The sequence below is a fragment of the Curvibacter sp. AEP1-3 genome, from assembly GCF_002163715.1.
Lineage (GTDB): Bacteria > Pseudomonadota > Gammaproteobacteria > Burkholderiales > Burkholderiaceae_C > Allorhodoferax.
This window is the reverse complement of record NZ_CP015698.1, coordinates 3,207,018-3,232,791: the sequence shown is the minus strand read 5'-3', so window position 1 is coordinate 3,232,791 and position 25,774 is coordinate 3,207,018. Positions and strand designations below refer to the sequence as shown.

27 protein-coding genes are annotated in these 25,774 nt (G+C 60.5%); 7 read left to right on the top strand and 20 right to left on the bottom strand.

Annotated elements, in window-relative coordinates:
* Positions 1-140: 140 nt before the first annotated feature.
* Positions 141-920, top strand: a complete 780-nt coding sequence (locus tag AEP_RS15170) for a type III pantothenate kinase (protein ID WP_087496156.1) — start codon at positions 141-143, stop codon at positions 918-920.
* Between the two features lie 15 nt (positions 921-935).
* Here AEP_RS15170 and AEP_RS15165 read toward each other — a convergent pair whose 3' ends face one another.
* Both AEP_RS15165 and AEP_RS15160 read right to left on the bottom strand, forming a co-directional pair.
* A complete protein-coding gene (locus tag AEP_RS15165; protein WP_087496155.1) occupies positions 936-1,544 on the bottom strand; it encodes a hypothetical protein in 609 nt (202 codons plus the stop codon).
* A 40-nt stretch (positions 1,545-1,584) separates the two neighbouring features.
* A complete protein-coding gene (locus AEP_RS15160; RefSeq protein ID WP_087496154.1) occupies positions 1,585-2,778 on the bottom strand; it encodes a M20 aminoacylase family protein in 1,194 nt (397 codons plus the stop codon).
* Positions 2,779-2,857: 79 nt separating this feature from the next.
* Between AEP_RS15160 and AEP_RS15155 the strand changes: the two genes are divergently transcribed.
* Positions 2,858-4,939 (top strand): molybdopterin-containing oxidoreductase family protein, encoded by a 2,082-nt coding sequence (locus AEP_RS15155; protein WP_087496153.1) that lies wholly within the window; start codon positions 2,858-2,860, stop codon positions 4,937-4,939.
* Here AEP_RS15155 and AEP_RS15150 read toward each other — a convergent pair.
* The 8 genes from AEP_RS15150 to AEP_RS15115 all read right to left on the bottom strand — a co-directional run bounded on the left by AEP_RS15150 (position 4,936) and on the right by AEP_RS15115 (position 11,289).
* Positions 4,936-5,385 (bottom strand): DUF2721 domain-containing protein, encoded by a 450-nt coding sequence (locus tag AEP_RS15150; protein WP_087496152.1) that lies wholly within the window; start codon positions 5,383-5,385, stop codon positions 4,936-4,938. The two genes, AEP_RS15155 and AEP_RS15150, sit on opposite strands and share 4 nt — an antisense overlap.
* A gap of 70 nt (positions 5,386-5,455) precedes the next feature.
* Positions 5,456-6,418, bottom strand: coding sequence for a Gfo/Idh/MocA family oxidoreductase (locus AEP_RS15145; protein WP_087496151.1), 963 nt, complete (start codon positions 6,416-6,418; stop codon positions 5,456-5,458).
* Position 6,419: 1 nt separating this feature from the next.
* A complete protein-coding gene (locus AEP_RS15140) occupies positions 6,420-7,313 on the bottom strand; it encodes a class III extradiol dioxygenase subunit beta (RefSeq protein WP_087496150.1) in 894 nt (297 codons plus the stop codon).
* Positions 7,314-7,318: 5 nt separating this feature from the next.
* On the bottom strand, positions 7,319-7,768 hold the full coding sequence (gene ligA, locus AEP_RS15135) for a protocatechuate 4,5-dioxygenase subunit alpha (RefSeq protein ID WP_087496149.1): 450 nt from the start codon (positions 7,766-7,768) through the stop codon (positions 7,319-7,321).
* Between the two features lie 105 nt (positions 7,769-7,873).
* Positions 7,874-8,800: an amidohydrolase family protein gene (locus tag AEP_RS15130; protein WP_087496148.1), complete on the bottom strand. Its 927-nt coding sequence runs from the start codon at positions 8,798-8,800 to the stop codon at positions 7,874-7,876.
* 9 nt (positions 8,801-8,809) lie between these two features.
* Positions 8,810-9,493, bottom strand: a complete 684-nt coding sequence (gene ligK / locus AEP_RS15125; RefSeq protein ID WP_087496147.1) for a 4-carboxy-4-hydroxy-2-oxoadipate aldolase/oxaloacetate decarboxylase — start codon at positions 9,491-9,493, stop codon at positions 8,810-8,812.
* An 11-nt stretch (positions 9,494-9,504) separates the two neighbouring features.
* Positions 9,505-10,533, bottom strand: coding sequence for an amidohydrolase family protein (locus AEP_RS15120; protein WP_087496146.1), 1,029 nt, complete (start codon positions 10,531-10,533; stop codon positions 9,505-9,507).
* Positions 10,534-10,566: 33 nt separating this feature from the next.
* The gene (locus AEP_RS15115) at positions 10,567-11,289 is read right to left on the bottom strand and encodes a substrate-binding domain-containing protein (RefSeq protein ID WP_232459843.1); all 723 of its coding nucleotides are present in this window, start codon (positions 11,287-11,289) and stop codon (positions 10,567-10,569) included.
* Between the two features lie 139 nt (positions 11,290-11,428).
* Between AEP_RS15115 and AEP_RS15110 the strand changes: the two genes are divergently transcribed.
* From AEP_RS15110 to AEP_RS15100, 3 genes are all read left to right on the top strand, one after another.
* Complete coding sequence (locus tag AEP_RS15110) at positions 11,429-12,343, top strand: LysR family transcriptional regulator (RefSeq protein WP_087496145.1); 915 nt, start codon at positions 11,429-11,431, stop codon at positions 12,341-12,343.
* A gap of 101 nt (positions 12,344-12,444) precedes the next feature.
* Complete coding sequence (locus AEP_RS15105) at positions 12,445-13,443, top strand: Bug family tripartite tricarboxylate transporter substrate binding protein (protein WP_087496144.1); 999 nt, start codon at positions 12,445-12,447, stop codon at positions 13,441-13,443.
* Between the two features lie 10 nt (positions 13,444-13,453).
* A complete protein-coding gene (locus tag AEP_RS15100; protein ID WP_087496143.1) occupies positions 13,454-13,960 on the top strand; it encodes a DUF7482 domain-containing protein in 507 nt (168 codons plus the stop codon).
* A gap of 79 nt (positions 13,961-14,039) precedes the next feature.
* Here AEP_RS15100 and AEP_RS15095 read toward each other — a convergent pair whose 3' ends face one another.
* From AEP_RS15095 to AEP_RS15050, 10 genes are all read right to left on the bottom strand, one after another.
* A complete protein-coding gene (locus tag AEP_RS15095) occupies positions 14,040-14,987 on the bottom strand; it encodes an AEC family transporter (RefSeq protein WP_087496142.1) in 948 nt (315 codons plus the stop codon).
* 9 nt (positions 14,988-14,996) lie between these two features.
* Positions 14,997-15,881 (bottom strand): DUF1932 domain-containing protein, encoded by an 885-nt coding sequence (locus AEP_RS15090; protein WP_442873339.1) that lies wholly within the window; start codon positions 15,879-15,881, stop codon positions 14,997-14,999.
* Positions 15,882-15,962: 81 nt separating this feature from the next.
* Positions 15,963-16,940, bottom strand: a complete 978-nt coding sequence (locus AEP_RS15085) for a Bug family tripartite tricarboxylate transporter substrate binding protein (protein WP_087496141.1) — start codon at positions 16,938-16,940, stop codon at positions 15,963-15,965.
* A gap of 83 nt (positions 16,941-17,023) precedes the next feature.
* Positions 17,024-17,749 (bottom strand): ABC transporter ATP-binding protein, encoded by a 726-nt coding sequence (locus AEP_RS15080; RefSeq protein ID WP_087496140.1) that lies wholly within the window; start codon positions 17,747-17,749, stop codon positions 17,024-17,026.
* On the bottom strand, positions 17,746-18,537 hold the full coding sequence (locus AEP_RS15075; protein WP_087496139.1) for an ABC transporter ATP-binding protein: 792 nt from the start codon (positions 18,535-18,537) through the stop codon (positions 17,746-17,748). The genes AEP_RS15080 and AEP_RS15075 overlap by 4 nt, the downstream gene beginning before the upstream one ends.
* Entirely contained in the window at positions 18,534-19,541 is a 1,008-nt protein-coding gene (locus tag AEP_RS15070; RefSeq protein ID WP_087496138.1) for a branched-chain amino acid ABC transporter permease, read from the bottom strand. The genes AEP_RS15075 and AEP_RS15070 overlap by 4 nt, the downstream gene beginning before the upstream one ends.
* The gene (locus AEP_RS15065) at positions 19,538-20,413 is read right to left on the bottom strand and encodes a branched-chain amino acid ABC transporter permease (RefSeq protein WP_087496137.1); all 876 of its coding nucleotides are present in this window, start codon (positions 20,411-20,413) and stop codon (positions 19,538-19,540) included. The genes AEP_RS15070 and AEP_RS15065 overlap by 4 nt, the downstream gene beginning before the upstream one ends.
* 124 nt (positions 20,414-20,537) lie before the next feature.
* Positions 20,538-21,710 (bottom strand): ABC transporter substrate-binding protein, encoded by a 1,173-nt coding sequence (locus tag AEP_RS15060; protein WP_087496136.1) that lies wholly within the window; start codon positions 21,708-21,710, stop codon positions 20,538-20,540.
* Positions 21,711-21,876: 166 nt separating this feature from the next.
* Complete coding sequence (locus AEP_RS15055; protein ID WP_087497369.1) at positions 21,877-22,722, bottom strand: plasmid replication/partition related protein; 846 nt, start codon at positions 22,720-22,722, stop codon at positions 21,877-21,879.
* Between the two features lie 50 nt (positions 22,723-22,772).
* On the bottom strand, positions 22,773-23,666 hold the full coding sequence (locus AEP_RS15050; RefSeq protein ID WP_087496135.1) for a LysR family transcriptional regulator: 894 nt from the start codon (positions 23,664-23,666) through the stop codon (positions 22,773-22,775).
* Positions 23,667-23,755: 89 nt separating this feature from the next.
* Here AEP_RS15050 and AEP_RS15045 point away from each other — a divergent pair, with 89 nt between their 5' ends.
* Both AEP_RS15045 and AEP_RS15040 read left to right on the top strand, forming a co-directional pair.
* Positions 23,756-24,748 carry a sodium-dependent bicarbonate transport family permease gene (locus AEP_RS15045; protein ID WP_087496134.1) on the top strand — a complete coding sequence of 331 codons (993 nt, stop codon included), beginning with the start codon at positions 23,756-23,758 and terminating at the stop codon, positions 24,746-24,748.
* A 9-nt stretch (positions 24,749-24,757) separates the two neighbouring features.
* The gene (locus AEP_RS15040) at positions 24,758-25,471 is read left to right on the top strand and encodes a hypothetical protein (RefSeq protein WP_087496133.1); all 714 of its coding nucleotides are present in this window, start codon (positions 24,758-24,760) and stop codon (positions 25,469-25,471) included.
* The last annotated feature ends 303 nt before the right edge of the window (positions 25,472-25,774 follow it).

Sequence of the window (25,774 nt, the reverse complement as noted above, 5' to 3'; positions counted from 1 at the left end):
CGTCAACTGTAAACCAAGCAGCCTGACAGCGGCTTACAGCCCGCATGGGGGTAAGTACCTAGAGCCCGCTTGCAAATCCGGACGGGCGGCGCGCCGAATCCGGTAGAGTGCGAGCCATAGAGACACAGCTCCCCGGCACCATGACCTTTCTCGCGTTGGACATCGGCAATACCCGCCTCAAATGGGCGCACTATGCGTCCCCCCGCCCCGGCGCTGCGTTGCTGGCACAGGGCGCGGAGTTTCTGGAAAACATCGACAAGCTGGCAGACGGCGCATGGCGTGACATGCCTGCTCCCGCCCAGGTTTTGGGTTGCGTGGTCGCCGGTGACGCCGTCAAGCGCCGCGTTCAAGAGCAAATGGACCAGTGGGACGTAGTGCCGCAATGGGTGGTCGCCAGTGAAGGCGAAGCCGGGTTGCGCAACGGCTATGACCACCCGACCCGCCTGGGGGCAGACCGTTGGGTGGCCATGATCGGGGCCTACCACCACATGTTGAGCCAGGGCACGCCCCGCCCCATGGTGGTGGTCATGGTGGGCACCGCCGTAACAGTAGAGGCCATCGCCACCGACGGCAAGTTTCTGGGCGGGCTGATTCTGCCGGGGCACGGCATCATGTTGCGCGCCCTCGAATCCGGCACGGCCGGTCTGCACGTGCCTACCGGCGAAGTGCGTGAATTCCCCACCAACACCAGCGATGCACTCACCAGCGGCGGCACCTTTGCCATCGCCGGTGCCGTAGAGCGCATGGTGCAACATGTGAGCGCCCACTGCGGTGCTGAGCCCGCCTGCATCATGACCGGTGGAGCAGGCTGGAAAATGGCACCCAGCATGACCCGCCCTTTCGAGCTGGTGGACAACCTGATTTTTGATGGCCTGCTGCAAATGGCCAAGGTCCGCTTTCCGGTGGCCCAAGCGGCCTGAAGGGCCCCGCAGGCGCTATAGATCCAACAGCTGGGAAAAGTCGGTATTACTGGTTCCGGGCGTCTCGCCGGACACCACGGCAGCGGAGTCGAAGGCGTGGTCCAGCACCCGCACTCCGTCACCCGGCGCACTCTGGGCAGAGAGCACCGCACGGTCTACCAAGCGCATCAATTGCGCCCGGGCCGCCTCCTGGGACAAACCATTCAAATCCACGGTCGCCGTCAGGGTCAGGCGCACGGTAGCCAGTTCTGGCACGCGCTGCTCCGGCCGTCCGACAGCACCTGTATCTTGCAGTACCGCGCCATCCTGGCCGATAAACAGAATGCGTGCACGGCCCTTGGGCGACAGCACATGGGACTGCGCATCCGGGTTCACGACCAGCATGGTGCCGTTGGCAAAGTCGCGGGCCCATGCGGTTTTGCCACCGTCAAAGCCGCGGATGACAAAGCCATAGTCACGGGGAGATGCGAAAAAGCGGCCACTGGCGTCGAGGGCCGGGTCGTCAATCTCGAGTTCATCATGCACAAAGGTGTAGCGGTATTCGCCCGGCCGCGACTGCCGGCGCACGGCCGCCTGCAATCCGCCGGACCGTTCACGCGGGTTGATTTCGCTCCACTGTGTCATGGCTACCCCCTGTTACATCTTGTAAATCATGATAGCGATTTCAGATGTCAGACGCGAGCCATTCTTCTGCCAAACGCACCCAAAAGGTGGCGCCCAAGGGCAGCAGCTCGTCATTGAAGTCATAGCTCGGGTTGTGCAAAGTGCAAGGGCCGGCGCCATGGCCCAGGGTACGGTGGTCACCATCTCCGTTACCGATAAAGGCGTAGCAGCCGGGTTTGGCTTGCAGCATGAACGAGAAGTCTTCGGCGCCCATGGTGGGCTCCTGGGTGAACACCTTGTCGGCGCCCACAATGCTTTCCATCACCTTCGCAGCAAACGCCGCCTCCTTGGGCGCGTTGATGGTGGGCGGGTAGTTGCGCACAAACTCAAATTCCACGCGGGTGTTGAATGCGGCACACAGGCTCTCGCTCATCTCGCGCATGCGACGCTCAATCAGGTCCAACACTTCGATGGAGAACGTACGCACCGTGCCCTGCAACTCGCAGCGGTCAGGGATCACGTTGGTGGCTTCCCCGGCGTTGATCATGGTGACCGAGATCACACCCGCATCGATCGGTTTCACATTGCGGCTGATGATGGTCTGAAAGCCCTGCACCAGTTGGCAAGCTACCACCACCGGGTCAATGGCGTTGTGCGGGATGGCCGCATGGCCGCCCTTGCCGCGGATGGTGATCTTGAATTCGTTGCTGGAGGCCATCACCGGGCCCGCGCTGGCTGCGAACGTGCCCGCTGCCATGCCCGGCCAGTTGTGCATGCCGAACACTGCCTCCACCGGAAACTGCTCGAACAAGCCGTCCTTGATCATTTCGCGGGCGCCACCACCGCCCTCTTCCGCGGGCTGGAAAACCAGGTACACCGTACCGTCAAAGTTGCGGTGCTTGGCAAAGTGCTGGGCCGCAGCCAGCAGCATGGCGGTGTGGCCATCGTGCCCGCAGGCGTGCATCTTGCCGGCATGTTTGCTGGCGTGGGCAAAGGTGTTGAACTCTTGCATGGGCAGGGCGTCCATGTCGGCGCGCAAGGCCAGTGCGCGGCTGGAGGTACCGGCCTTCACAATGCCTACAACCCCGGTGGTGCCCATGCCGCGGTGGATGGGAATGCCCCACTCCTTCAGCTTTGCGGCCACCACATCCGCCGTGCGTACTTCCTGAAAGCACAGCTCCGGGTGGGCATGGATATCTTTGCGCAGGGCCGCAATTTCGGGGGTGTTGGCAACAATGGGCTCTATCAGTTTCATGGCGAGTGTCCTCCGCAGGGAGAGAAATGTCCCTCCCCTGTCATCACAAGAGCATACGCAATTCGGTAAAGTCCGCACCATGCACTCAGACACTCCCGCGACCTCTCCATCCCCCGCAGGCACCGCCCACATCTTGGGCGCCTGCCCCCATGACTGCCCCGATACCTGCTCCATGCTGGTCACCGTGCAGGATGGCGTGGCCATCAAGGTCCAGGGCAATCCGGAGCACCCTGCCACCAATGGCGCGCTGTGCACCAAGGTATCGCGATACACAGAGCGCACCTACCACCCCGAACGGCTGCTGCACCCGCTCAAACGTGTGGGCCCCAAGGGTTCAGGACAATTTGAGCGCGTGAGCTGGGACCAGGCACTGAGCGACATTGCGGAGAAGCTCCAGAGCATTGCAAAGCGTGACCCGCAGGCCATCCAACCCTACAGCTATGCCGGCACCATGGGGCGTGTGCAGGGCGAAGGCATGGCAGCCCGCTTCTTCAACAGATTAGGCGCCGCCCGTCTGGACCGCACCATCTGCGCATCAGCAGGTGCTGAAGCACTGACCTTCACTCTGGGCAACAAAGTCGGCACCAAGGTAGAGTTTTTTGCGGAGGCCAAGCTCATCCTGATCTGGGGCAGCAACTCGATTGCCAGCAATGTGCACTTCTGGCGCCACGTGCAAACCGCCAAACGCAATGGCGCACGCATCATCTGCATAGACCCGCGCCGCTCCGAGACGGCCGAAAAATGCCACCAACACATCGCCCTGCTGCCCGGCACCGATGCCGCCCTCGCGCTGGGCCTGATGCATGAGCTGATCACCCACGACTGGCTGGACCACGACTACATCGCCCGCCATACCTTGGGCTGGGAAGGCCTGCGCGACCGTGCCTTGCAATGGACGCCGGAACGCACCGCAGAGGTGTGTGGCATCACCGCAGACGAAGTGCGCGCGCTAGCCCGCGAATACGGCGAAACGGCGCGCGCTGGCGAACCAGTAGCAATACGCATGAACTACGGGCTGCAGCGGGTGCGTGGCGGTGGGAATGCGGTGCGCGCGATTGCCTGCCTGCCCGCACTGGTGGGCGCTTGGCGGCACCGTGCAGGGGGCGTCTTGTTGTCCAGTTCCGGCTATGTGCCCACCCAGACCATGGCGCTGGAACGGCCCGAGCTGCTGGCCGGCCGCACCCCCCGCAGCATCAACATGAGCACCATTGGCGACGACCTGCTGCGCCCTGCCAGCGCCGAGTTCGGACCTGCCATTGAAGCCCTCATCGTCTACAACAGCAACCCGGTCGCAGTGGCCCCGGAGTCCGCCAAGGTGGTGCAAGGCTTTGCGCGCGAGGATTTGTTTACAGTCGTGCTGGAGCACTTCCAGACCGACACGGCCGACTACGCCGACTACGTGTTGCCCGCTACTACCCAGCTCGAACACTGGGACGTGCACAGCAGCTACGGCCACACCGACATCCTGCTCAACCGTCCGTCCATTGCCCCATTGGGCGAGGTTTGCACCAATACCCAGTTCTACCGCGATCTGGCTCAGCGCATGGGCTTCACCGAAGACGTGTTTGCGGAGTCCGATGAGAGCCTGTGCCGTACTGCTTTTGGCGACAAAGTGGACTTTGACTTGTTGCTGAGCCAGGGCTACGCGCCGCTGCCCGTGCCGGACGCACCGTTTGCCGATGGCGGCTTTCCGACACCCAGCGGCAAGTGTGAGTTTTTCAGCGCACGCCTGGCCGCGCGCGGTGAAGACGGCTTGCCCGACCACGTGCCCAACTACGAACCTGCGGGCGCCAATGCGGCTTACCCGCTGGCGATGATCTCGCCGCCCGCGCGCAACTTCCTCAACTCCACCTTTGTGAATGTGAAGAGCCTGCGCGATATTGAAGGTGAGCCCCTGGTAGAGCTGCATGAGGCCGATGCCGCGCCACGCGGCATTGCGGACGGGGATGAAGTGACAGTGTTCAACGCCCGCGGCACCCACCGCTGTGTGGCCCGCGTGTCCGCCCGTGCGCGACCTGGAGTGGTCAACGGATTGGGCATCTGGTGGCGCAAGCTGGGTCGCGACGGTACCAATGTGAACGAACTCACCAGCCAGCGCCTGACCGACATGGGCCGGGCGCCCACGTTTTACGACTGCGCAGTGGAAGTGAAAAAAAGTTAGCGCTTTTTGCGCCCGAAATTGAGCAGACGGGTGGCGATGAAAGTCTCCACCATGAAGCAGATCAGCGCGCTCAGAAAGCACACCACCCCGCCCAGAAAGCTGAAGATGGAAATGCGCAGACCGGGGAAGTCGATGGTCTCGCCGAGGAACAGCACCACGATGGTGAGGCCGATCAAAAAAGCGCAAGAAGTCAGCAGCGCAATGCTGGTGTTGGCCAACAAACCGCGGGTTCGCAACTCGGCAAGTTCGGCATAACCATCCGCATCCTCAGACGGATGCGTGCCTTGCTTGATGCGGGTCTCCACATTGCGTGCGCGATCGATGATGCGTGCAAGGCGCTGCGCTACGGCACCGATCATGCCGGACACGGCCGTGAGCAAAAACACCGGCGCCACCGCCAGCTGGATGCCGTGCGACACCGTATCGGGATCCATGGGAAAAACCATAAGCAAACACCTCAATGAAAAACGCCATGCCGGCTCACACCCGCATGGCGTTGCATTGTAGGTCCGTGCTTTACTTTTGCTGTGCCAGTTGCTGCTCCAACTGGTGCAACACGCGGTAGCAGTCCAGCACGCGGCCCACACTGGAGTTGGGTTCGCGCCCCTCTTTGATGGCAGCAAAGAACTCGCGGTCTTGCAGTTCGATGCCGTTCATGCTGACGGCCACATTGCTCACGTCGATTTTCTCTTCCTTGCCGGTGAACAGATCGTCGTAACGGGCGATATAAGTCGCTGTATCGCCGATGTATCGGAAGTAGGTGCCCAAGGGGCCGTCGTTGTTGAAGCTCAGTGACAAGGTGCAGATCGCACCATTGGCTGCGCGCAGCTGGATGCTCATGTCCATGGCGATGCCCAGCACCGGGTGGATGGGGCCCTGAATGGCATTGGCTTGCACGATGGGGCTGTTGGCCTGGTAGGCGAACAAATCCACGGTGTGCGCGGCATGGTGCCACAGCAAGTGGTCAGTCCAGCTGCGGGCTTGGCCCAGCGCGTTGGTATTGGTGCGGCGGAAGAAGTAGGTCTGCACATCCATCTGCTGGATGTTGAACTTGCCGGCCGTGATCTGCTGGTTCACATACTGGTGGCTGGGGTTGAAGCGGCGGGTATGTCCGCACATGGCTACCAGACCTGTCTTTTTCTGCTCGGCCACCACGGCATCGGCACCTGCCCAGCTGTCAGCCAAGGGAATTTCCACTTGCACGTGCTTACCGGCCTTCAGGCAAGCCAGTGTTTGTTCAGCGTGCATCTGCGTCGGGGTACAGAGGATGACGGCGTCCAGCTCAGGGATTGCTAGGCTTTCAGACAGCTCGGTGGTCACATGACCTACGCCGTACTTGGCGGCCACTTCTTTGGTTTTATCCAGCTCACGACCGATGAGGGAGATAACTTCCACGCCCTCGATATTCTTGATGCCGTCCAGGTGTTTGACACCGAAAGCGCCAGCGCCAGCCAACGCCACTTTGATAGTTTTGGTCATATCAGTTGTTTTCCAGAATGAGATGTCCCACCGCCGTATTGCTGGCGGGCACATGATAAAAACGGTGCTTGACGCTCACGGAATGTGCGCGGGCTGCTTCTAAATCTGTAGCATCGTAGGGCACATCTGACATGGCGCCGCGGGCGATCAGCCACATCACCAGCTCAATGCCTTCGCTGCCGGCTTCGCGCACATAGTCGATGTGCGGCGTGGCGGCGCAGGCGGCCGGATCGGCAATCATCTGGTCCAGCCAAGCGTTATCCCACTCACGGTTGATCAGGCCGGCACGCGCGCCTTGCAGCTGGTGGCTCATGCCACCGGTGCCCCAGATGTGCACATTCAGATCTTCGTCGTAGCTTTCCACCGCCTTGCGGATGGCCTTGCCGAGGTTGAAGCAGCGCTGGCCGCTGGGCACGGGGTACTGCACCACGTTGACTGCAAACGGAATCACCGGGCAGGGCCAGCTGTCCTTCACCGGGTCTTTTTCGCCGCACATCAGGCTCAGGGGTACGGTCAGGCCGTGGTCCACATCCATTTTGTTGACGATGGTGAGGTCAAAGTCCTGCTGGATCACCGAATGGGCAATGTGCGAGGCCAGGTCAGGGTGGCCTTGCACCTTGGGCACCGGGCGGGGGCCGAAGCCCTCGTCGGCCGGTGTGTACTCCGCAGCGGTACCGATAGCGAAGGTGGGAATCATGTCCAGGCTGAATGCGGTCGCGTGGTCGTTGAAGACCAGGAAGATCACGTCAGGCTTGTTGTCCTTCATCCACTGCTTGGAATACTCATAGCCGGCAAACAGCGGCTTCCAGTAGTCCTCCTGGGTCTTGCCCAGGTCCATGGCGGCGCCGATGGCCGGCACGTGGGAGGTGAATACAGAGGCGGTAATTTTGGCCATGGGGTTCAATCTTTCTTGCCACCAACGGTGGATGGTTGGCCTTGGGGTTGGTGGTGGGCCTGGGCGTCGCCGTCCTCACCGATGTAGCGGTTTCCTTCGGCCGAGCGGCCACCGGCCAGCATCATGGCGCGGTACTCTTCTTCGGTCATGCCGGTCATGCTGCCGGCCATCTGTTGAAAGCTGCGGCCGTGGGTAGCGCCGATCTTGGCCAGGAAGTAGATATTGCCGCCGAGCTGCATGGCGCGGTTCAAGTCCATATCGATCACAGCTTGGCGCTGCTCCTCGCTCATGGGCCATTCATTCAGGTAGGCACGCTGGTCGGCCTTGAAGCGCGCGCGGTTATCGGCCATCATGAGGCTCATGCAGAACTGATTGAGCCAGTAGCCTTTGCGGCTTTGTTCGGCATCAAAAATGATGGTGCCGGGGATGTCCTGGTAGGGTTTATCGAGTGCCATTCAGTACTTTCTCAAAACAATAGAAATCGCCGCAGGGCCGCCCCAAGGCGATTTGCGCCCCCTCCGGGGGGCAGCGATCCGCGTAGCGGCAGAGCGTGGGGGCCATCAGTCCTCCCAATAGAGGCGGTTGGGGTTATCCACCAGCAGCTTGCGTTGCAGCTCTGGAGTGGTGGCGATGTGGGGAATGAAGTCCACCAGCAAACCATCGTCCGGCATGTGGTCCTTCAGGTTGGGGTGCGGCCAGTCGGTGCCCCAGAGCACACGGTCGGGGAATTGCTCGACGATGCGTTTGGCAAACGGAATCACATCGCGGTAAGCGTGTTGCTCGCCATTCAAGGCCTTGGGGCCACTAACGCTCAGGCGTTCGGGGCAGCTCACTTTGCTCCACACATTGCTGTGCTCACGCATGAACTTTTCAAACAGCGCGAACTGCGGGCCGTCTACCGGCAGCGAGACATCGGGCCGGCCCATGTGGTCCACCACCACCGTGGTCGGCAGTGCGGTAAAAAAGTCCCACAGCTCGGGCAAGTCCACCGCCTCAAAGTAGATCACCACGTGCCAGCCCCACTTCGCAATGCGGCCGGCAATTTCCATCAGCTCGTCCTTGGGCGTGAAGTCCACCAGGCGCTTGACGAAGTTGAAACGCACGCCGCGCACACCGGCGTCATGCATGGCCTGGATCTCCTCGTCGGTGACGCTGCGCTTGACGGTGGCCACACCGCGCGCTTTGCCATTGCTGGCGATGAGTGCATCCACCATGGCACGGTTGTCGGCGCCGTGGCAGGTGGCTTGGACAATCACGTTTTTCTCAAAGCCCAGGTGGTCGCGCAAGGCGAACAGCTGGTGCTTGGACGCATCGCACGGCGTGTACTTGCGCTCGGGCGCATAGGGGAACTCAGCACCGGGGCCGAACACATGGCAGTGCGCATCGACAGCGCCTGCAGGCAGTTGGAAGGTAGGCGTAGAAGGGCCGGTGTACCAGTCCATCCACCCAGCAGTTTTGGTGAAGTCACCCGAAGTAGGCTTGGTCATAGCGGGCTTTCAGTCGATGTACTTCAAACCCAGCGCCGCCAGGGGCTCGCGCATCTTGTACATGTCCAGCCCCAGCACGCCAGCGGCCAACTTTTCGCGCTTTTCGCCTTCGAAGCTCTCGCGCTTCTGGGCAGCAGCAAGCGTGGCAACAGCTTTGGCTGCGGGCACGCACACCACGCCATCGTCATCTGCCACGATCACATCACCCGGGGTCACCAGCATTCCGGCACACACGATAGGAATGTTGACCGAACCCAAGGTCGCCTTGATGGTGCCCTTGCTGCTGATGGCCTTGCTCCACACCGGGAAGCCCATGCGCTGCAGCTCTTTCACGTCGCGCACACCGCCATCGATGATCAACGCGCGGGCGCCACGAGCTTGGAAGCTGGTCGCCAGCAAGTCACCGAAGAAACCGTCGGTGCACTCCGCAGTCACCGTGGCCACCACGATATCGCCGGGCTGGATCTGCTCAGCAGCCACGTGCATCATCCAGTTGTCGCCGGGTTGCAGCAGCACGGTCACTGCCGTGCCGGACACCTGCACGCCACTTTGGATGGGGCGCATGTAAGGCTTGAGCAGACCCACGCGGCCCATGGCCTCGTGCACAGTAGCTGAACCGAGAGCGGCCAAACCGTCAGCGGCAGCTCGATCAGCGCGGGTGATGTTGCGGTAGCAAACGCCTAGTTCGTACATGCAGTGTCTCCTTATTTGTTTTTGGCTTTGAGCGCGGCGTCCAGACGCGGGAACACGCGCCGGGCATTGCCCTCGTAGATCTGATGGCGGTCGTCCGCACTCAGGATCTTGGACGCTTCGATGTAGCGCTTCGTGTCGTCGTAGTAGTGACCGGTCTGCGGGTCAATACCGCGTACGGCCCCAATCATTTCGGACGCGAACAACACGTTCTTCACCGGGATTACGGTGTTGAGCAAATCAATGCCGGGCTGGTGGTACACGCAGGTGTCGAAGTAGATGTTGTTGAGCAAATGCTCTTCCAGCAGCGGTTTCTTTAACTCCTGCGCCAAGCCGCGGAAACGACCCCAGTGGTAAGGCACTGCGCCGCCGCCGTGTGGAATCAGGAACTTAAGCGTGGGAAATTGCTTGAACAAATCGCTGGTCAGGCACTGCATGAAAGCTGTGGTGTCCGCGTTCAGGTAGTGAGCGCCGGTGGTGTGGAAGCAGGCGTTGCAGCTGGTGGACACGTGAATCATCGCGGGGATGTCGTACTCCACCATCTTCTCGTAAATGGGGTACCAGTGCTTGTCGCTCAAAGGTGGCGATGTCCAGTGGCCGCCGCTGGGGTCGGGATTCAGGTTGATGCCCACATTGCCGTACTGCTCCACGCATTTCACCAGCTCGGGAATGCAGGTAGCGGGGTCCACACCGGGGCTCTGGGGCAGCATGGCGGCGGGAATGAAGTGATCCGGGAACAGCTGGCTCACGCGGAAGCACAACTCGTTGCAGATGGCCGCCCAAGTAGCGCTGGTGTTGAAATCACCAATGTGGTGGGCCATGAAGCTGGCGCGCGGGCTGAAGATGGTGAGGTCAGAGCCCCGCTCTTTCATCAGGCGCAGCTGGTTGGTCTCGATAGTTTCGATCAGCTCGTCATCGCTGATCTTCAGGTCAGCCACCTTGGGGCCCAGTTCGGGCGTGGACAGGTTGGCGATCTGGGCGTTACGCCAGTTTTCCAGAGCCTTGGGGGCCGTGGTGTAGTGGCCGTGGCAATCAATGATCATGGAAGTCTCCGGTGATGTTGTCGGTATGTGTGCTTATGCGGGCTCCATGCCCTGGCGCAGCTTGGCTGCGTGGGCCTGGGGCGATGCCATGTAGTCCAGCATCGCGTGCACGGCGGCGGCTTGGCTGCTATGCGCCCCGAGCCCGGCAGAAAAGGTGGTGGTGATCTGTATATCAGCGGGTAGCGGTCCCACGATGCGAATGCCTTTTACATGGATCAGCTCGCTGAGCTGCTGAAAGCCCAACGCCACCTCACCCTGTGCCACCAGCGTGCCTACCGGCACGCCAGGGGGTGCTTGCACGATGCGGCTTTGGATCTCGTTGGCAATGCCCCAGCGTTCAAAGAGCTTGGCCAGTGCGACGCCGCTCGGACCGGTGGAGTAACTCAAGGTGGGTGCTGCCAACACGGCAGCGCGCACCGCTGCTCCCGAGCTGATGTCAGGCGCTGCAGCGCCTTCTTTCACTGCTACGGCTACGCCGGAGTGCACCAGATCCACACGGCTTCCAGCCGCCAGATGGCCTGCCGCCAACAGCTTGTCGATGGCATCAGACGCCAGAAACACGATGTCAAACACCTCGCCCGCTTGCACCCGCTTGGCCGCATCGACTCCGCCCACCGACTCCAGCGCGAGGTGCACGCCCGTGGTGGCCTCATACGCCTCTGCCAGCTCCGTCAACACTTGGCGCGTGGCCATGGAGGAGATAGCTTTCAAGGTCAGTCCCGCAGGGGCGTGGGAGGGGAAGGCAGGGGTTTGCATGCTGGCTATTCTGGTCGGCCAAGCAGGCTTTGATAAGCCAAGGGGGCGACTAGCAGCTATCACATATCGGCATAATTGACGCGCAGCTATTCTCAGAAGAAACTCGCTCATCCCGGATTGCCGCTATGGATTTGTTGCTATGGACTTGAAACAGTTGGAATACTTTGTGCGCGTGGCCGAAATGGGCAGTTTTACCCGCGCCTCCATTTCGCTGGACGTGGCCCAGCCTGCGCTGAGCCGCCAGATCCGCCTGCTCGAGGTCGAGCTGCGCCAGAACCTGCTCACCCGCAATGGCCGTGGCGCAGTGCCCACCGAAGCCGGCAAGTTGTTGCTGGAGCACGGCCGCGGCATCCTGCACCAGGTTCAACTCACCCGGGAAGAGATGGGCGCCGCCCGCGGCGCGCTGGCCGGAAGGGTGTCCATAGGCTTGCCGCCCAGCCTGTCCAAGCTGATTACCGTGCCGCTGGTGAAAGCCTTTCGCGAAGCCCTGCCCCACGCCCACCTCACGCTGACCGAGGGCTTCTCGGTGCAAATGCACGAAGGCCTGCGCCTGGGCAACCTCGACATGGCGGTGCTTTACAACCCCGGTCAGAGCACCGACCTGGAAATGAGCACGCTGGATGAAGATGAGCTCTCGCTCATCTCGCACAACCCCAGCGGCGGCAAAAGAGGCAAAGGCAAAACGGCGCCCGCCATCAGTCTCAAAGAAGTATCGGCGCTACCGCTCATCCTGCCCAGCCGGCCCAATGCCTTTCGCATCCTGCTGGAGGGCGAGATGATGGCCCTAGGCCGCCGGCCTGAAGTACTGTTGGAAGTGGACGGGCTCAACGCCATCCTTAACCTGGTGAAAGAAGGCATGGGCCACGCTGTGCTGCCCAGCTACACGCTGAGCAACTTCGACAACCCGGAGACCTTCACGGTGCAGTCCATCCACAGCCCGCGCATCATGAGCCAGCTGATGCTGGTGTGGTCTGCCCGCCGCCCCACCACCCAGACCCAACGCAAGGCGATGGATGTGGTTAGCAAAGTGGTGCTGGAGGCCATTCACCGCTAGCCCGCTCACAGTTTTTTGCATAGCTGCTATTCCGTGCGCCGCTTGCTGTGCCACTGGCACTGCCCACACACTGCCTGCATAACACTTGAGAGGAGACGACCATGACCCGAACCACTACCAAATTCATAGCTGCCTGCGCACTATTGACAAGCGCTAGCGGCCTGTTTTTATCGCAGTCTGCTGTGGCACAGACTGCGGGCGCCTACCCCGCCAAAACCATCCGGCTGGTCGTGCCCTTCACACCCGGTGGGTCCACCGACATCCTGGCCCGCGCCATCGGCCAGAAACTCAACGAAGCCTGGGGCCAACCGGTGGTGATCGACAACGTGCCCGGCGCAGGCGGGTCTATCGGCGCAGACAAAGTTGCCAAAGCCCCGGCCGACGGCTACACCCTGCTCATGGGCCACATCGGCACACTGGCGGTGAACCCTTCGCTCTACCCCAACCTGCCTTACGACCCCATCAAGAGCTTTGCGCCGGTGGCCTGGGTGGCACGCGTGCCGAATGTGTTGGTGGTGCACCCCAGCGTGCCGGCCAAGAGCGTGAAAGAACTGGTGGCTCTGGCCAAGTCCAAACCCGGCCAGCTGAACTACGGCTCCGGCGGCAATGGCAGCGCGGCCAACTTGGCCACGGAATATTTCAAACTGCAGACCGGCAGCTCACTGCTGCACATCCCCTACCGCGGCACGGCCCCTGCGGTCACCGACCTGGTCGGCGGCCAGATACAGGTGTTGTTTACCGGTGCACCGGCCGTCATCAACCAGGTCAAGGCCGGGCAACTGCGTGCGCTGGCCGTCTCCAGCCCCAAACGCCTGGACGCATTGCCGGACCTGCCCACCGTGGCGGAGAGCGGCTACAAAGGTTTCGAGGCTGACCAGTGGTACGGCGTGGTGGCTCCGGCCGGCACGCCCGCTGATGTGGTGGCCAAGCTCAATAACCAGATCAATCTGGCATTGAACTCGCCCGAACTCAAAACCCGTCTGAACACTGAAGGCGCCATCGCCACGCCGGACACCCCTGCCAACTTCGGCAAACTGATTGCAGCCGAGATTGCCCGCTGGAAGCCGGTGATCAGTGGCGGGCGGGTGAAGGCGGACTGAGGACACTCCCGTGCACCGCAGAAGCGCGCTCCTTCTTTTGGCGGTGCTGGTTTCAGGCTGCGCCCACCTCACAGCGGAGCGCAGCGAAACGGTGTTGCCCGTGAGCCGTGCCTGGGTGGATGGCCGGCAGGTCGAGTATGTGACCACCGATATCTCTGACGCCGCCATGGCAAGCGCCATGGGCGTGAACTACGTCCCTCGCTTGCGCCAAGCCATAGGCGCGCCGCAGTCCCTGTTGGAACGCGTCTACAAGTTCAGTGGGGACGAGCAGATCAGCATTTTTCAATCAGCGCCACGACCTGTAGGCGCGCTCAATGCGGACAGTGCCTACAGCCCGCTCTGGCGACTCGTGCTGGTCACATGGCGCGCACCTCACACGGCGCGTGTACTGAAATCAGAGGAAGAACTATTGGCTGCGGAAGACGCCGGACAGGTCCGCCTAGAGCTCACCGACATCGTGGTCAACTGCCCCGTCACAAAGGCGGTGGGTGGCGAAGGGCTTACCGGGGTTCGTTAAGCGCCTTACACCGGTATCACTGACGCCAACGCCCTCGCCGCAGTGCCTGACTGCACTGGCACCATGGCATCCATGCGCCTCAGAGCGGATAGTGCTTCAAGACCCACAACAGCACATTCAACGTGAAGAACGAGCCCACCGTCGCGGCCAGCAATGTGGCTGCGCTCACTTCTTCGTGGCCGTACTTCAGCGCGAGGATGGGGTAGACGCCCAACATGGGCATGGCGGCAAACAGCAAGGCTGCGGTGCGCAGCTGCGGGTCAGCAATCGGCACCACAAAGGTAAACGCGAGAAACACGCACAGCGGGTGCAGCACCAGCTTGCCGATGGTGATTTGCCCCACCAGTCTGCGCTTGCCCTTGAGCTGCAAACCAACGAGAGCCCCGCCAATGACGAACAGCGCAAGGCCGGTAGTCACCTGCGAGAACAGCGTGATGGTGCGCGCCAATGGGCCGGGTAGAGCCCAGCCCATGACGGACACCAGCAGTGCCAACGGAATCACCACCAGCATGGGCGTGCGCACCCAGCCCCGGGCGATGTCCCGCAGCACGGTGCCCCAGGGGCGGTGCGCGCCGGCATCGGCGTTGTCGGCCAGCGTGAGCAGCACGGGCAGCTTGATGAGGTTTTCAAACAGCATGTTCAGCGCCAGCGCTACAGGCGCAATGCTGCCCAGCACCAGTTGGGCCACGGGGTAGCCCATGTAGCCGCTGTTGGAGCAGGCGGTGCCCATGGCAAAGAAGGCGCGGTAGCTGCCGGTGCTGCGGTTCATATAGCGGGCCCACAAGTAGCTGCACAGCAGCATGACCCCTGAGCCCAGGCCATAGGCCAGCAGGTAGTCCATGTGCATCACATCCCGCAGGGGGCGCTGGGCAATGGCATTGAACAGCAGCGCAGGCAAGGCCAGGTTGAGCACGAATTTGCCCAGTACCCGCAAATCCGGTTTGCTGAACACACCCGTACGGGTGCAGAGGTAACCCATGGCAATGCACAGGTAAATGGGGCCGGTGATGGCCAGGATATCAAGCATCAGTACCTGTCAGTGAGTGGTGCGGCGGGCGAGGAGTGCGTCAGCGTAATCCTGCCAAATGGCATTGGGGGCGACGTTTGCAAAGGCTCCGGTGCGGGCCTGGTCAGCCACCCACTGCTGTTTGTCGGCAATGGCGCTGGCCATGGTCGGCGCAAAGCCGGCCTCGCCCACGGTGCGGGCAGATTCGCGCATTTCTTCCGCGCGCCGCTGGCCGTGCTGGGCGACGCGGCTGAAGAAGTAGGCGCCCTGCTTCTCCCAATCGATGCTCGGAAAGGTTTCGGCCAATGTGGGCAACACATGCGCTTCCACCCCGTAGGCACGCGCCGTGGTGTAGCTCTCGATGACCAGGGCCTCCAGCCCCTTGATCATGACGCTGCGGCACATTTTGATGGCCGAGGCCACACCGATGTCGACCGACACGGCCTTGGCATCCAAGCCCAGCGCCTGAAAAGCGGCGGCCAAGCTGGCGGCCTGCGGGCCACCCAGCAACATGGGCACGCGGATGCCATAGGGTGGCACCGAGGTCATGACGCCAGCCTCTACATAGTGCGCACCGGTGGCCTGCACCAGTGCAGCGGCTTGCTGCTTGGTGCCGGGTGAGGCGGAGTTGAGGTCCAGAAACACCATGCCCGCACGAAGGTGCGGGGCAGCAACTTGCGCCACCGCCAGGGTGTTGGACGCGGTCACCGCGCTGATCACCCAATCGCTCGCATCGCACAGCGCTTGCATGGAGGTCGCCTGCAGCACGCCGCCCGTGGTGGCCGCACCTGCGGCGTCATGAAACTTGATGTCCCATGCGCTGACGCTTTGAAAGTGCGGCAACAAGCCGGCACTGAAAATGCGCCCGACTTCGCCATACCCCACCAGTCCCAGCCGGCTCGCTGACAGATTCATCTTCCACCCTTGAATTTATAAGTAATTGGCTGCTCGCGCCCATGCAATATGCGCGAGAAGCTCCTGAAACCATAGCAACCTTTACAAACGCGGCACACCGGCTTTGGAAATGACTTCGCTCCAGCGCTTGATCTCGCTGCCCAACAGCTCGCCCAACTTCTCGGGCGAGGAGCCCTTGGCTTGCACGTTGAGTTCAAACAGCTTTTTCTTCACATCGGGGTGGGCCAAGGCGGCTTGTACTTCCTTGTTCAGCCGCGCAATCACGTCCTTGGGTGTTTTGGCAGGCGCTGCGAGCGCGTTCCAGGACGACACATCGAAATTGGCCACGCCACTTTGCATGACGGTGGGCACATCGGGCACCTGCGCAGCGCGCTCGTCCCCCAGAATGGCCAGCGGGCGCACCGCCTTGGAGTTGACCTGGCCCATCATGGGCCCGAGGATTTCAATGGCCACATCCACCTGCCCACCGCGCAGGGCCGTGGTGAGGGCGGGTGTGCCGTTGAAGGGCACGATCAAGAAGTCCAGCCCGGTTCGCGACTTGAACAACTCGGCCGCAAGGTGCTGGGTGCTACCGATGTTGATGGTGCCCACATTGAGCTTGCCGGGGTTGGCCTTGGCATAGGCCATGAGCTCGCCCAGATTTTTGTAAGGTGCATTGGCCGATGCGAGCACGGCCAAGTCAAAGTAACCCAGCGTGGAGATGGGCGCGAAGTCGTGCTGCGCGTCGAATGGCAGGCTCTTGAAGAGGCCGGCACTCACTGCCGTGCCATTGGACATGAGCAGCAGCGTATGGCCATCGGGCTCCGCCTTGGCCACTGCCTCGCCCGCGCCCACACCACCGGCGCCGGGCTTGTTGTCGATGATGACCGGCTGCCCCAGCGACTCAGAGAGCTTTTGCGCCACAGTGCGGGCCGTCAGATCGGCCACACCACCGGCGCCGAAGGGCACCACGATGCGGATGGGCTTGCTCGGGAAGGTGTCTGCAAGAGCGGGGATTGCTGCGGTCAGCACAGATGCAGCGATGGCAGCGAGTGCGCTGCGGCGAGTAAAACGGTTCATGCTTGTCTTCCTTGGAACAAAAAGAGCCGCTGGCGCCTACAGAATATGCGCGAGCAGCTCTTATTTTGATAGCAAATTACCAACTACCGGGCCACGCCCAGCAGCCTGTCGAGCAGCTCAGGCTGCTCGCGCAGTCCTTGGGCGGTTCCACTGTGCACCACGGTGCCGCGGTCCAGCACCGCAGCGGTATCGCTGATGGCCAGAATGGCTTGCGGGTGCTGCTCCACGATGATGGCAGAGAGGCCCTCTTCGCGGGTGATACGGCGGATGGCACGCAACAACTCCTGCACGATGATGGGTGCCAGGCCTTCACAAGGCTCATCCAGCAGCAGAAGTGTGGGGTTCAGCACCAGCGCGCGGCCCACGGCCAGCATTTGCTGCTCGCCACCGGAGAGCTGGGTGCCCAGGTTGGTCTTGCGCTCGGCCAGACGGGGGAAAAGCTCATACACGCGCTCGGGGGTCCACATCGCGGCCTTGCGGCCGGCGCGGGCCGGGCGCGCCACCGCGGTGAGGTTCTCATCCACCGTGAGCGACTTGAAGATGTTGCGCTCTTGGGGCACCCAACCGATACCGGCCGCTGCCCGCTCGTGTTGGGGCATATTGTGCAAGTCGGCGCCCCCTAAGCGCATGGTGCCGCCGTGCTGCCGGGTGGCGCCGGCCAGGGTATTCATGAACGTGGTTTTGCCGGTGCCATTGCGGCCCAGCAGCGCCAGCGTTTCGCCTTCGTTGATGGACACTGATACGCCGTGCAACACCACCGCCTCGCCGTAACCGGCAGACAGGTTTTCTACTTTGAGCAGCTCGGTCATGCGTGGGCTCCTTCGCCTTCGGCGTGGCCGAGGTACACCGCCTTGACCTGCGGGTCATTGGCAATTTCTTCGGGGTTGCCCTCGGTGAGCATGGTGCCGTTGACGAGCACCGTCATGCGGTTTGCAAAGCTGAAGACCAGATCCATGTCATGTTCAATCAAAAGGATGGACACATCCGCCGGCAGGGCTGCCACGGTTTGCAGCAGCTCTTCGCGCTCGCCGGCAGGCACACCGGCCACCGGTTCGTCGAGCAAGAGTACGCGGGGCTCGCAGGCCAGCGCAATCGCAATCTCCAGCAAGCGGCGTTTGCCGTAGGCCAGCACCCGGGTTTCCTGGTGCATGACGCTGCTGAGGTGGAACTGCTCGAGCAACTGCTCGCACCGCTCTACCACGCTGCGGTCTGCCCCCAACGCTTGCCACCACTTGCCGCCCAGGCCCTTGTGCTGGCTGACCACCATGGCCAGGGTTTGCATCGGGCTCATGCTGTCAAACAGCTGGTTGATCTGGAAAGTGCGCACCATGCCACGACGCACGCGCTGGTGCGGTGCCAAATGCGTGATGTCCTCACCCTCGAGCACGATGCGGCCTTCCGTGGGCTGGAGCACGCCGGTCAACAGGTTGATCAGTGTGGTTTTGCCGGCGCCGTTGGGACCGATGAGCGCATGGCGCGCGCCTTTTTGCAGGTTGAGCGTCACGTTGTTGGTGGCAGTAATGCCACCGAACTTCATCACCAGCCCTTGCGCGCTGAGTACGGTGTTGGAATTCATGGGAGTAGAGGTGGCGCTCATGCGGCACCTTCCTTCTTCTTGGAGGACGATATGCCGAACCAGGTCCAGGGGCGCACCACACGCTCGCGGCCCACCAGCATGAGCACCACGAGGAAGAGACCGATCCAGAAGGTCCAGTACTGCGGAGTGATGCTGGAGATGGCGTCCTGCAACACCTTGAACACGATGGCACCGATAACGCCGCCATACAACCAGCCCACGCCGCCGATCACCAGCAGCAAGACCAAGTCCGCAGAGCGGTGGAACTCAAATACGTCCAGCGAGGCGAAACCGGTGGTCTGCGCCAGCAGTGCCCCGGCCATGCCGGCCGCACCTGCGGCCACGGTGTAAGCCACTGCGATACGGCTGGCTACCGGAATTCCGATGGCCATGGCGCGCAAGCGATTGTCGTGAATGGCCTTGAGCGTGCTGCCGAAAGGCGAGTTCACAAAGCGGCGTGCCAACACGAACATGATGAACAGAACCACGATGGAATAGGTGGCCGCCGTGCTGCCGTACAAATCGAACTCGAAGCGGCCGAGCAAGGGACCCATCATCACGCCCTGCAGGCCGTCGGCACCGCCGGTGAGCCAGTCGAGCTTGTTTGCCAGTTCCATCAGGATCAGGCCCACACCCATGGTCACCATGAGGCGGGTCAGGTCGGTACCGCGCTGCACGGTCACACTGCAAAGGGCACCCAACACCGTGGCAACCACCATGGCCACGGCCAGGCCGAACAAGGGGTCGGGATTGATGTGCTTGGAGAACAAGGCTGCGGTGTATGCGCCCATGCCGAAGAAGGCTGCATGGCCCAGCGACACGATGCCGGTGTACCCGAGGATGATGTCCAGCGACAGGGCAAACAGCGCGACGATGGCAATTTCGTTAATGATGAGCGCGTGGGTGTTCATGACCCAGGGCAGTGACAGGGCCACGGCCCAGAGCAGCAGCTCCCACCAGCGCCAGCGGCCGGCACGCATCAGGATATTGGTGTTGTTCATGGAGGAAGAGTCCGGGGTGTTCATGCTTTGCCACCTTTGCGCACAAAGAGGCCTTGCGGGCGCCAGACCAGGATGATGATCATCAGGCTGTACACAATGAAAGCGCCGAGTTTGGGGATGTAGTACTTGCCTGCGACGTCCGCAATGCCCAAGAGCAATGCCGCCAAGAGCGGGCCGGTAATGCTGGAGGTACCGCCCACGGCGACTACGATCAAAAAGTAGATCATGAACTTGAGCGGGAAGGTGGGGTCCATGCCGAGCACGTCGGCGCCGAGCGCGCCACCCAGACCGGCAAGGCCGGAGCCCACTGCAAAGGTAGCCAGAAACACCACGTTCACATTGATGCCCAAACCGGCGGCCACCCGCTGGTCGTCGACTGACGCGCGCAAACGGCTGCCGAAGCGGGTTTTGGTCAGGATGTGCTGCAGAGCAATGGTCAGTGCTGCGCACACGGCGATGATGAACAAGCGGTAGTGGCCCATGCCCAGCATCCAGGCACCCTCACCGATTTCGGTGCGACCTTTGAGCCATTCAGGCAACTGCATGATTTGCTGAGTGGAGCCCACAAAGTAGTCCACCGCGGCCACGGCCATGAAGGTCAGTCCAATGGAGAACATCACCTGGTCCAAGTGCGGCCGCTTATACAAGGGGCGATACAAGGTGCGCTCGAGGATGGCCCCCAGCACAGCCGACGTTAGAAATGCAATGGGCAGGCAAACAAGAAAAGGCACATTCAGGCGCTGCATCAACAGCACGGTGACGTAACCGCCAACCATGGCGAAGGCGCCGTGTGCGAGGTTGACGAAGTTCATCAAGCCCATGGTGACGGCAAGGCCGACCGCGAGGATGAACAACAACATGCCGTAGGCAATGCCGTCAAAGAGGATGGTCAACATAAAGGTGGTGTCCGGGTCATTCTTGCTGAAAATCGGCAGAGTCCGGGCAACAAAAAAGCGAGGGGGTTGCCATCGCTTTTTTGCCTGCAGACTGCCGCCGGTCGTCAGCGGTCAGATAAGTCGATTAACGGGCTTTGCCTGGGTCTTTGACGTCTTTGATCACATCAAATTCCACGTTGTACAACTGGCCGTCTTTCTTCTCCACTTTGCGCAAATAGATGTTCTGCACGATGTCGCGGGTCTGGGCGTCGATGAAAATCGGGCCGCGGGGGCTCTCGAAAATCTGGCCCTTCATGGCTGCCAACAAGGCATCACCACCGCCTTGGCCCTTGGTAGCCTTGAGCGCTTCGTAGATCACGCGCATACCGTCGTAGCCACCCACAGCCATGAAGTTGGGACGCAGGTTGTTGTTGGCCTTTTTGAAGGCTTCGACAAACTTCTTGTTGACGGCGGAGGGGTGGGCTGCCGAGTAGTGGTGCGAAGTGACCACACCCAAGGCGCCATCGCCCATGTCGTTCAATTGGTCGTCATCGGTAATGTCGCCGGGGCCGATGAGCTTGATGCCGGCCTTGTCCATGCCGCGCTCCAAGAACTGCTTCATCACCGCTGCGCCTGCGCCGGAGGGCACGAACACAAACAATGCATCGGGCTTCAGGTCGCGCACTTTTTGCAGGAAGGGGGCGAAATCAGGGTTGCGCATGGGCACGCGCAGGCTGTCGACGATGGTGCCGCCATTGAAGGTCAGGCGATCTTTGAAGAACTTCTCTGCATCGAGGCCGGGACCGTAGTCAGACACCAGGGTCACAACTTTCTTGATGCCGTTTTTTGGGGCCCAGTCAGCAATGGCGACTGCAGCTTGCGGCAGCGTGAAGCTGGTGCGCACGATATAGGGCGACGCTTCTGTGATGCTGGAAGTGGCAGCAGCCATCACCACCTGGGGGGTCTTGGACTGGGTGGCCAGAGGCGCAGTTGCCAGCGCGGAGGGGGTGATACCGAAGCCGGCCAACACATTGACCTTGTCATTGACGATCAACTCTTGTGCCATGCGCTTGGTCACGTCAGGGATGCTGGTGTCGTCCTTGATGATGAGCTGGATTTTCTTGCCGGCAACGGTGTCACCGTTTTGGGCCATGTAGAGCTTAGCGGCTGCCTCAATCTGGCGACCTGTGGTGGCCTGCTGTCCGGTCATGGGCAGGATCAAGCCGATTTTGAAAACATTGTCTTGGGCAAAGACAGTGGAACCGGCGATTGCCAACGAGGCCAATGCGGTTGTGCGGAGGAAGTGGCGTTTGTTCATGTTTGTCTCCTGAACGGTTTTTCGAATCACACTGCGTGCGACTATCGCCCTTTGCAACTGCTATTGCAACTGCGGATATGCACTCTTAGTTATTCCATTTTGCAATATCCGCCCACTCCGTGCTACATCAATGTGGCCCCGAGGGTTATCGAACTCGCCACTCCAGTCACGGATTTCTCAAGGCTTGCAGCTGCTGGCGCAGTTCCGCGTTCTCTGCTTCCAGTGCCGCCACTCGCTGTTGAAGTGCTGCGACGGTGGCTACAGGGTCTATTCCCTCTGTGGCAGCGTCCTCAGGTGCGAAGGCCGGCACACTATGTTCAGCCATCGCTTCACGGGCTGCACGCTTGGCATCCCGCACGCGCTTGGCAGCAAGCTTGAGCTCATCTTTGCCGGCGCTCGCTGCTGCGACCTGCTCTTCTGCGGGCAAAGTAGCCACTGCTGCGGCTGCATTGATGGAGATGACACCTGACTTCACGGCGGCCACCAGCTCTGGAGCCGCTTGCTTATGGATTTTTTCAATCATTACCACCTGGCTGCTACTCAGGCGTGCGGCCTTGGCCAGGTCTTCCCGACTTTTGAAGGCGGGTGCAACCGGTGCGTCTGTGATGGGAGTTGAGGTGACTGTGCTTTCGCTTGTCGCCTGCGGCGCAGGTTCTGCCGACAAGGCATCTGCGATGGCCAGCTGTTGGCGCGCCGCCAGAATTTCGCGTTTGCGCAAAGCCAGAACACCGCGCTGAAAGTCAGACACACTTCGGCGCCCCAGATGCTGGTCGATCATCCAAAGGTGCACGTCATCCATGGACTTGAACAAGGCACTCTGCACGGTGTTGAATGGCAGGCCGTGCTTGCGGCAGATGCCATAGCGGTTGTGGCCATCCACCAGCACATCACCCCATAGCACGAGGGCGTCACGGCACCCCTCGTTCAGGATGCTTCGCTCCAACGCAGCATGCTCTTCAGGGGTGAGTGGGTCGATGTAAGCCTTGAGCTCTTCGTTGACGATGATGTCCATGCTGTATGTGCGCGCAAAAGGGCTGGATTGTAGGTCGTTGCCCTGCGCGATCACCCCGCCGCAGCGAAGCGCTCCAGGTAGCCCATGAAGGCCTCCGCCAAGGGTGACAGGCGCTTGCCCTGCAAATGCACTGTGTACCAGTTGGAAACGATGGGAAAGCCTTTCACTTCCAGTACGGCGAGTCCTTGGCCTGCGATGTCCGGACCCAACGCGTGCCGTGAAACCACCGATAAGCCTAGTCCCCCTGCGACCGCTTGCTTGAGCGCCTCGTTACTTCCCATCTCCAAGCGGATACGCGGAATGAAATGGTGTGACGCAAAGTGGGCGTCGGTGTTGAGTCGAGTGCCGGACCCTTTTTCGCGCAGTACGAAGCGCTCGGCCTGCAAGTCTTCCAATGCAATGTTTTTTGTCAGCGCCATTGGATGGGCCAGTGGTGCAATCAACACGAGGGGATTGGCCAGAAATGCGTGAGCGACGGCATCAATGTCGGCGGGTGGCTTGGACATGATGTAGAGGTCGTCCACGTTCTCGCGTAAGCGCTGCACCACGCCGTCGCGATTCAGTACCTCCAGCGATATCTCCACCTCTGGATGCATGCGACAGAAATCTCCCAACAAACGGGGCGTGAAGTATTTGGCGGTGCTCACCACGGCCAGCCGAAGACGACCCGCAGTCAGCCCACGCTTTGCGGCAATGCCTTGTTCGAACAAGTCCCACTCATGGAGCATGGCCTGTGCGGTGGCCTCGAGGTCGCGGCCGGCCTCGGTCAGCTGCAGTTTCTTGCCTGTTACCTCGTACAAGGGCATGCCGACACTGTCGGTTATCTCCTTGAGCTGCATAGAGACGGTGGGCTGCGTGACGTGCAATGCACGAGAGGCTGCAGTAATGCTCTTTTGCTCGGCTAAGGCTAGAAAGGTTCGCAATTGCTTGAAAGTGATGTTCATAGATATATACCTATGGTGCATTGCGGTAATTTTGATTTTACTTTATGCGTTCTTGTTTTTAGGATCGTTACATCCTTCAGGACTCCCACATGCAAGCACTTCTAGACCCCGCCATCCTTTTCTTCCTTCTGGGCGTTCTCGCCGGTTTTCTCAAATCGAATCTGGAAGTCCCCGCTCAAATTTCGCGCTTTCTGGCGCTGTATCTCCTCATGGCTTTAGGCCTGAAAGGTGGTTTTGCTCTGGCTAAATCGGGGTTTACCGCGGATGTGGCCATGGCTTTGGCACTCGCGCTCTTACTGGCGGTCTTGATCCCTGGGATCGGATACCTGGTTATGCGCAAGCTGTTGGCACCGTTTGACGCCGCCGCGGTTGCTGCTACTTACGGGTCCGTCAGTGCAGTGACCTTCATCACCGCTGTTCAGTACATGGAATCCCGCGGTTACGCGTTTGGTGGCCATATGGCCGCAGCCATGGCGTTGATGGAGTCGCCTGCCATCATTATTTCCATCGCAATCGCAGCACAGCTCCGTAAGCGGCAGCCTGTCGTGGCCACTGCATCTCCCATTGCGCCTGCACAAGGTAGTTTGAAGAGTGTCCTGCATGAGGCGCTGACCGACGGTGCGCAGTTTCTCTTGCTGGGTTCCATGGCCATCGGCTTCATGACAGGGCAGGATGGCAAGCTGGCTATGGAACCCTTTACGGGCAGCCTGTTCAAGGGAATGCTGGCGTTCTTCCTCCTCGACATGGGACTCAGTGCGGCCCGTAACCTTCCCAAATTGAAAGGGCAGACACCATGGATCTACGCCTATGCTGTGATTGCCCCTTTGCTTCATGCCGGACTTGCCTTGGGCTTGGGATATGTGTGTGGTCTGGCAGCTGGAGACTTGGCGCTTTTAATGGTGCTTGCCGCGAGCGCCTCGTACATTGCCGTACCAGCAGTGTTGAAACATTCGATGCCTGAAGCGAACCCGGCGCTGTATTTCGGAATGTCACTTGGGATCACTTTGCCGCTCAACTTGGTGATCGGCATCCCACTGTATGTGCAGCTTGCGTTTCAGGCAGTCAGTGCTTCTGGGCCTTAACATCGGCCCATGAACTTAGCTACCTCAACGATTACATCGCGACTACAGCAAGAATATTCTCGACTTTTCCTGGTCGCGGGTCGCGATGGGGATTGCTTGATCAATGAATTGGGGTTGGTACGCGCCCTCGTTGTGGAAGTCACTGTGCCCATGGGTTGGAAGGCACTTTCCAAGGTTTGGTACGGGGTTCAAACCGATTTCGGACTTCCTGCCCCTGCAATCGCTGTCTCGGGTACTGATGCTATTCAACTCTGGTTTTCCATGGCAAATGACATCGATAGCACTACCGCAGAGCGCTTTTTCACCGCGTTAAAGCTGCGCTATCTTCCTGGGATAGCTCCAAGCCAGTTGCGACTGTTTCCAATGCGAGAAGCTCCCTCAGTGCCAAGGGAAAAACATACAGAGTTAGTACCTGCTGATCGCCATAGCACAGGACATTGGTCTGCCTTTATCAGCGCTGATCTCGCGGCCATTTTTGACATTGAGCCGTGGCTGGACATGCCGCCCAACATGGACCAACAGGCTGACATTTTGTCCAAGTTGCAATCGATCAAGCCAGACCAGCTGTCAACCGTACTGGCCGCACTCGACAGTAAGACTGAACGCGAAGTTGAAGAAACAGCTGGACCATCAGCGGATATGGGTAGCACTCTTTGGGTTATGAGACGTAAAACCAGACGTGTAACACGTTTGGTTTCAATAGACCCTATTCATACAGATTAGGCTTTTCTCGAAGACATAACAAGAATTTTGCTTGTGACAAGAGACCATACGACACCACCAAGACTTCGGCAATCTGTCACACCAATCATCATTCTTCCGACTCTCGGAAAACATCTACGACCTCTATCTAAAGATTCCAAAACCCGGATGACATCCCAATGTCTCATCTAGAAGGCCATCTAGTTAGCAAGAGAGACGCCCCCAAAAGATCTTCACTCTGGATGGTAGCGAATCTGAGTGTCCCTGCAAGTGCTTACCTGACCTTGTACTGAATCAGTTAACGATAGGGGCAACTCAGATTGA

Excerpts from the sequence above, each read along its gene's own strand:
- AEP_RS15040 (WP_087496133.1), top strand. The coding sequence starts at position 24,758 with ATGAACTTAGCTACCTCAACGATTACATCGCGACTACAGCAAGAATAT.
- AEP_RS15140 (WP_087496150.1), bottom strand. The coding sequence starts at position 7,313 with ATGGCCAAAATTACCGCCTCTGTATTCACCTCCCACGTGCCGGCCATC.
- ligK (WP_087496147.1), bottom strand. The coding sequence starts at position 9,493 with ATGTACGAACTAGGCGTTTGCTACCGCAACATCACCCGCGCTGATCGA.
- AEP_RS15120 (WP_087496146.1), bottom strand. The coding sequence starts at position 10,533 with ATGATCATTGATTGCCACGGCCACTACACCACGGCCCCCAAGGCTCTG.
- AEP_RS15045 (WP_087496134.1), top strand. The coding sequence starts at position 23,756 with ATGCAAGCACTTCTAGACCCCGCCATCCTTTTCTTCCTTCTGGGCGTT.
- AEP_RS15145 (WP_087496151.1), bottom strand. The coding sequence starts at position 6,418 with ATGACCAAAACTATCAAAGTGGCGTTGGCTGGCGCTGGCGCTTTCGGT.
- AEP_RS15115 (WP_232459843.1), bottom strand. The coding sequence starts at position 11,289 with ATGCAAACCCCTGCCTTCCCCTCCCACGCCCCTGCGGGACTGACCTTG.
- AEP_RS15155 (WP_087496153.1), top strand. The coding sequence starts at position 2,858 with ATGCACTCAGACACTCCCGCGACCTCTCCATCCCCCGCAGGCACCGCC.
- AEP_RS15065 (WP_087496137.1), bottom strand. The coding sequence starts at position 20,413 with ATGTTGACCATCCTCTTTGACGGCATTGCCTACGGCATGTTGTTGTTC.
- AEP_RS15070 (WP_087496138.1), bottom strand. The coding sequence starts at position 19,541 with ATGAACACCCCGGACTCTTCCTCCATGAACAACACCAATATCCTGATG.
- AEP_RS15160 (WP_087496154.1), bottom strand. The coding sequence starts at position 2,778 with ATGAAACTGATAGAGCCCATTGTTGCCAACACCCCCGAAATTGCGGCC.
- AEP_RS15090 (WP_442873339.1), bottom strand. The coding sequence starts at position 15,881 with ATGAATCTGTCAGCGAGCCGGCTGGGACTGGTGGGGTATGGCGAAGTC.
- AEP_RS15095 (WP_087496142.1), bottom strand. The coding sequence starts at position 14,987 with ATGCTTGATATCCTGGCCATCACCGGCCCCATTTACCTGTGCATTGCC.
- AEP_RS15060 (WP_087496136.1), bottom strand. The coding sequence starts at position 21,710 with ATGAACAAACGCCACTTCCTCCGCACAACCGCATTGGCCTCGTTGGCA.
- AEP_RS15075 (WP_087496139.1), bottom strand. The coding sequence starts at position 18,537 with ATGAGCGCCACCTCTACTCCCATGAATTCCAACACCGTACTCAGCGCG.
- AEP_RS15130 (WP_087496148.1), bottom strand. The coding sequence starts at position 8,800 with ATGACCAAGCCTACTTCGGGTGACTTCACCAAAACTGCTGGGTGGATG.
- AEP_RS15110 (WP_087496145.1), top strand. The coding sequence starts at position 11,429 with ATGGACTTGAAACAGTTGGAATACTTTGTGCGCGTGGCCGAAATGGGC.
- ligA (WP_087496149.1), bottom strand. The coding sequence starts at position 7,768 with ATGGCACTCGATAAACCCTACCAGGACATCCCCGGCACCATCATTTTT.
- AEP_RS15085 (WP_087496141.1), bottom strand. The coding sequence starts at position 16,940 with ATGAACCGTTTTACTCGCCGCAGCGCACTCGCTGCCATCGCTGCATCT.
- AEP_RS15165 (WP_087496155.1), bottom strand. The coding sequence starts at position 1,544 with ATGACACAGTGGAGCGAAATCAACCCGCGTGAACGGTCCGGCGGATTG.
- AEP_RS15055 (WP_087497369.1), bottom strand. The coding sequence starts at position 22,722 with ATGGACATCATCGTCAACGAAGAGCTCAAGGCTTACATCGACCCACTC.
- AEP_RS15150 (WP_087496152.1), bottom strand. The coding sequence starts at position 5,385 with ATGGTTTTTCCCATGGATCCCGATACGGTGTCGCACGGCATCCAGCTG.
- AEP_RS15050 (WP_087496135.1), bottom strand. The coding sequence starts at position 23,666 with ATGAACATCACTTTCAAGCAATTGCGAACCTTTCTAGCCTTAGCCGAG.
- AEP_RS15170 (WP_087496156.1), top strand. The coding sequence starts at position 141 with ATGACCTTTCTCGCGTTGGACATCGGCAATACCCGCCTCAAATGGGCG.
- AEP_RS15105 (WP_087496144.1), top strand. The coding sequence starts at position 12,445 with ATGACCCGAACCACTACCAAATTCATAGCTGCCTGCGCACTATTGACA.
- AEP_RS15080 (WP_087496140.1), bottom strand. The coding sequence starts at position 17,749 with ATGACCGAGCTGCTCAAAGTAGAAAACCTGTCTGCCGGTTACGGCGAG.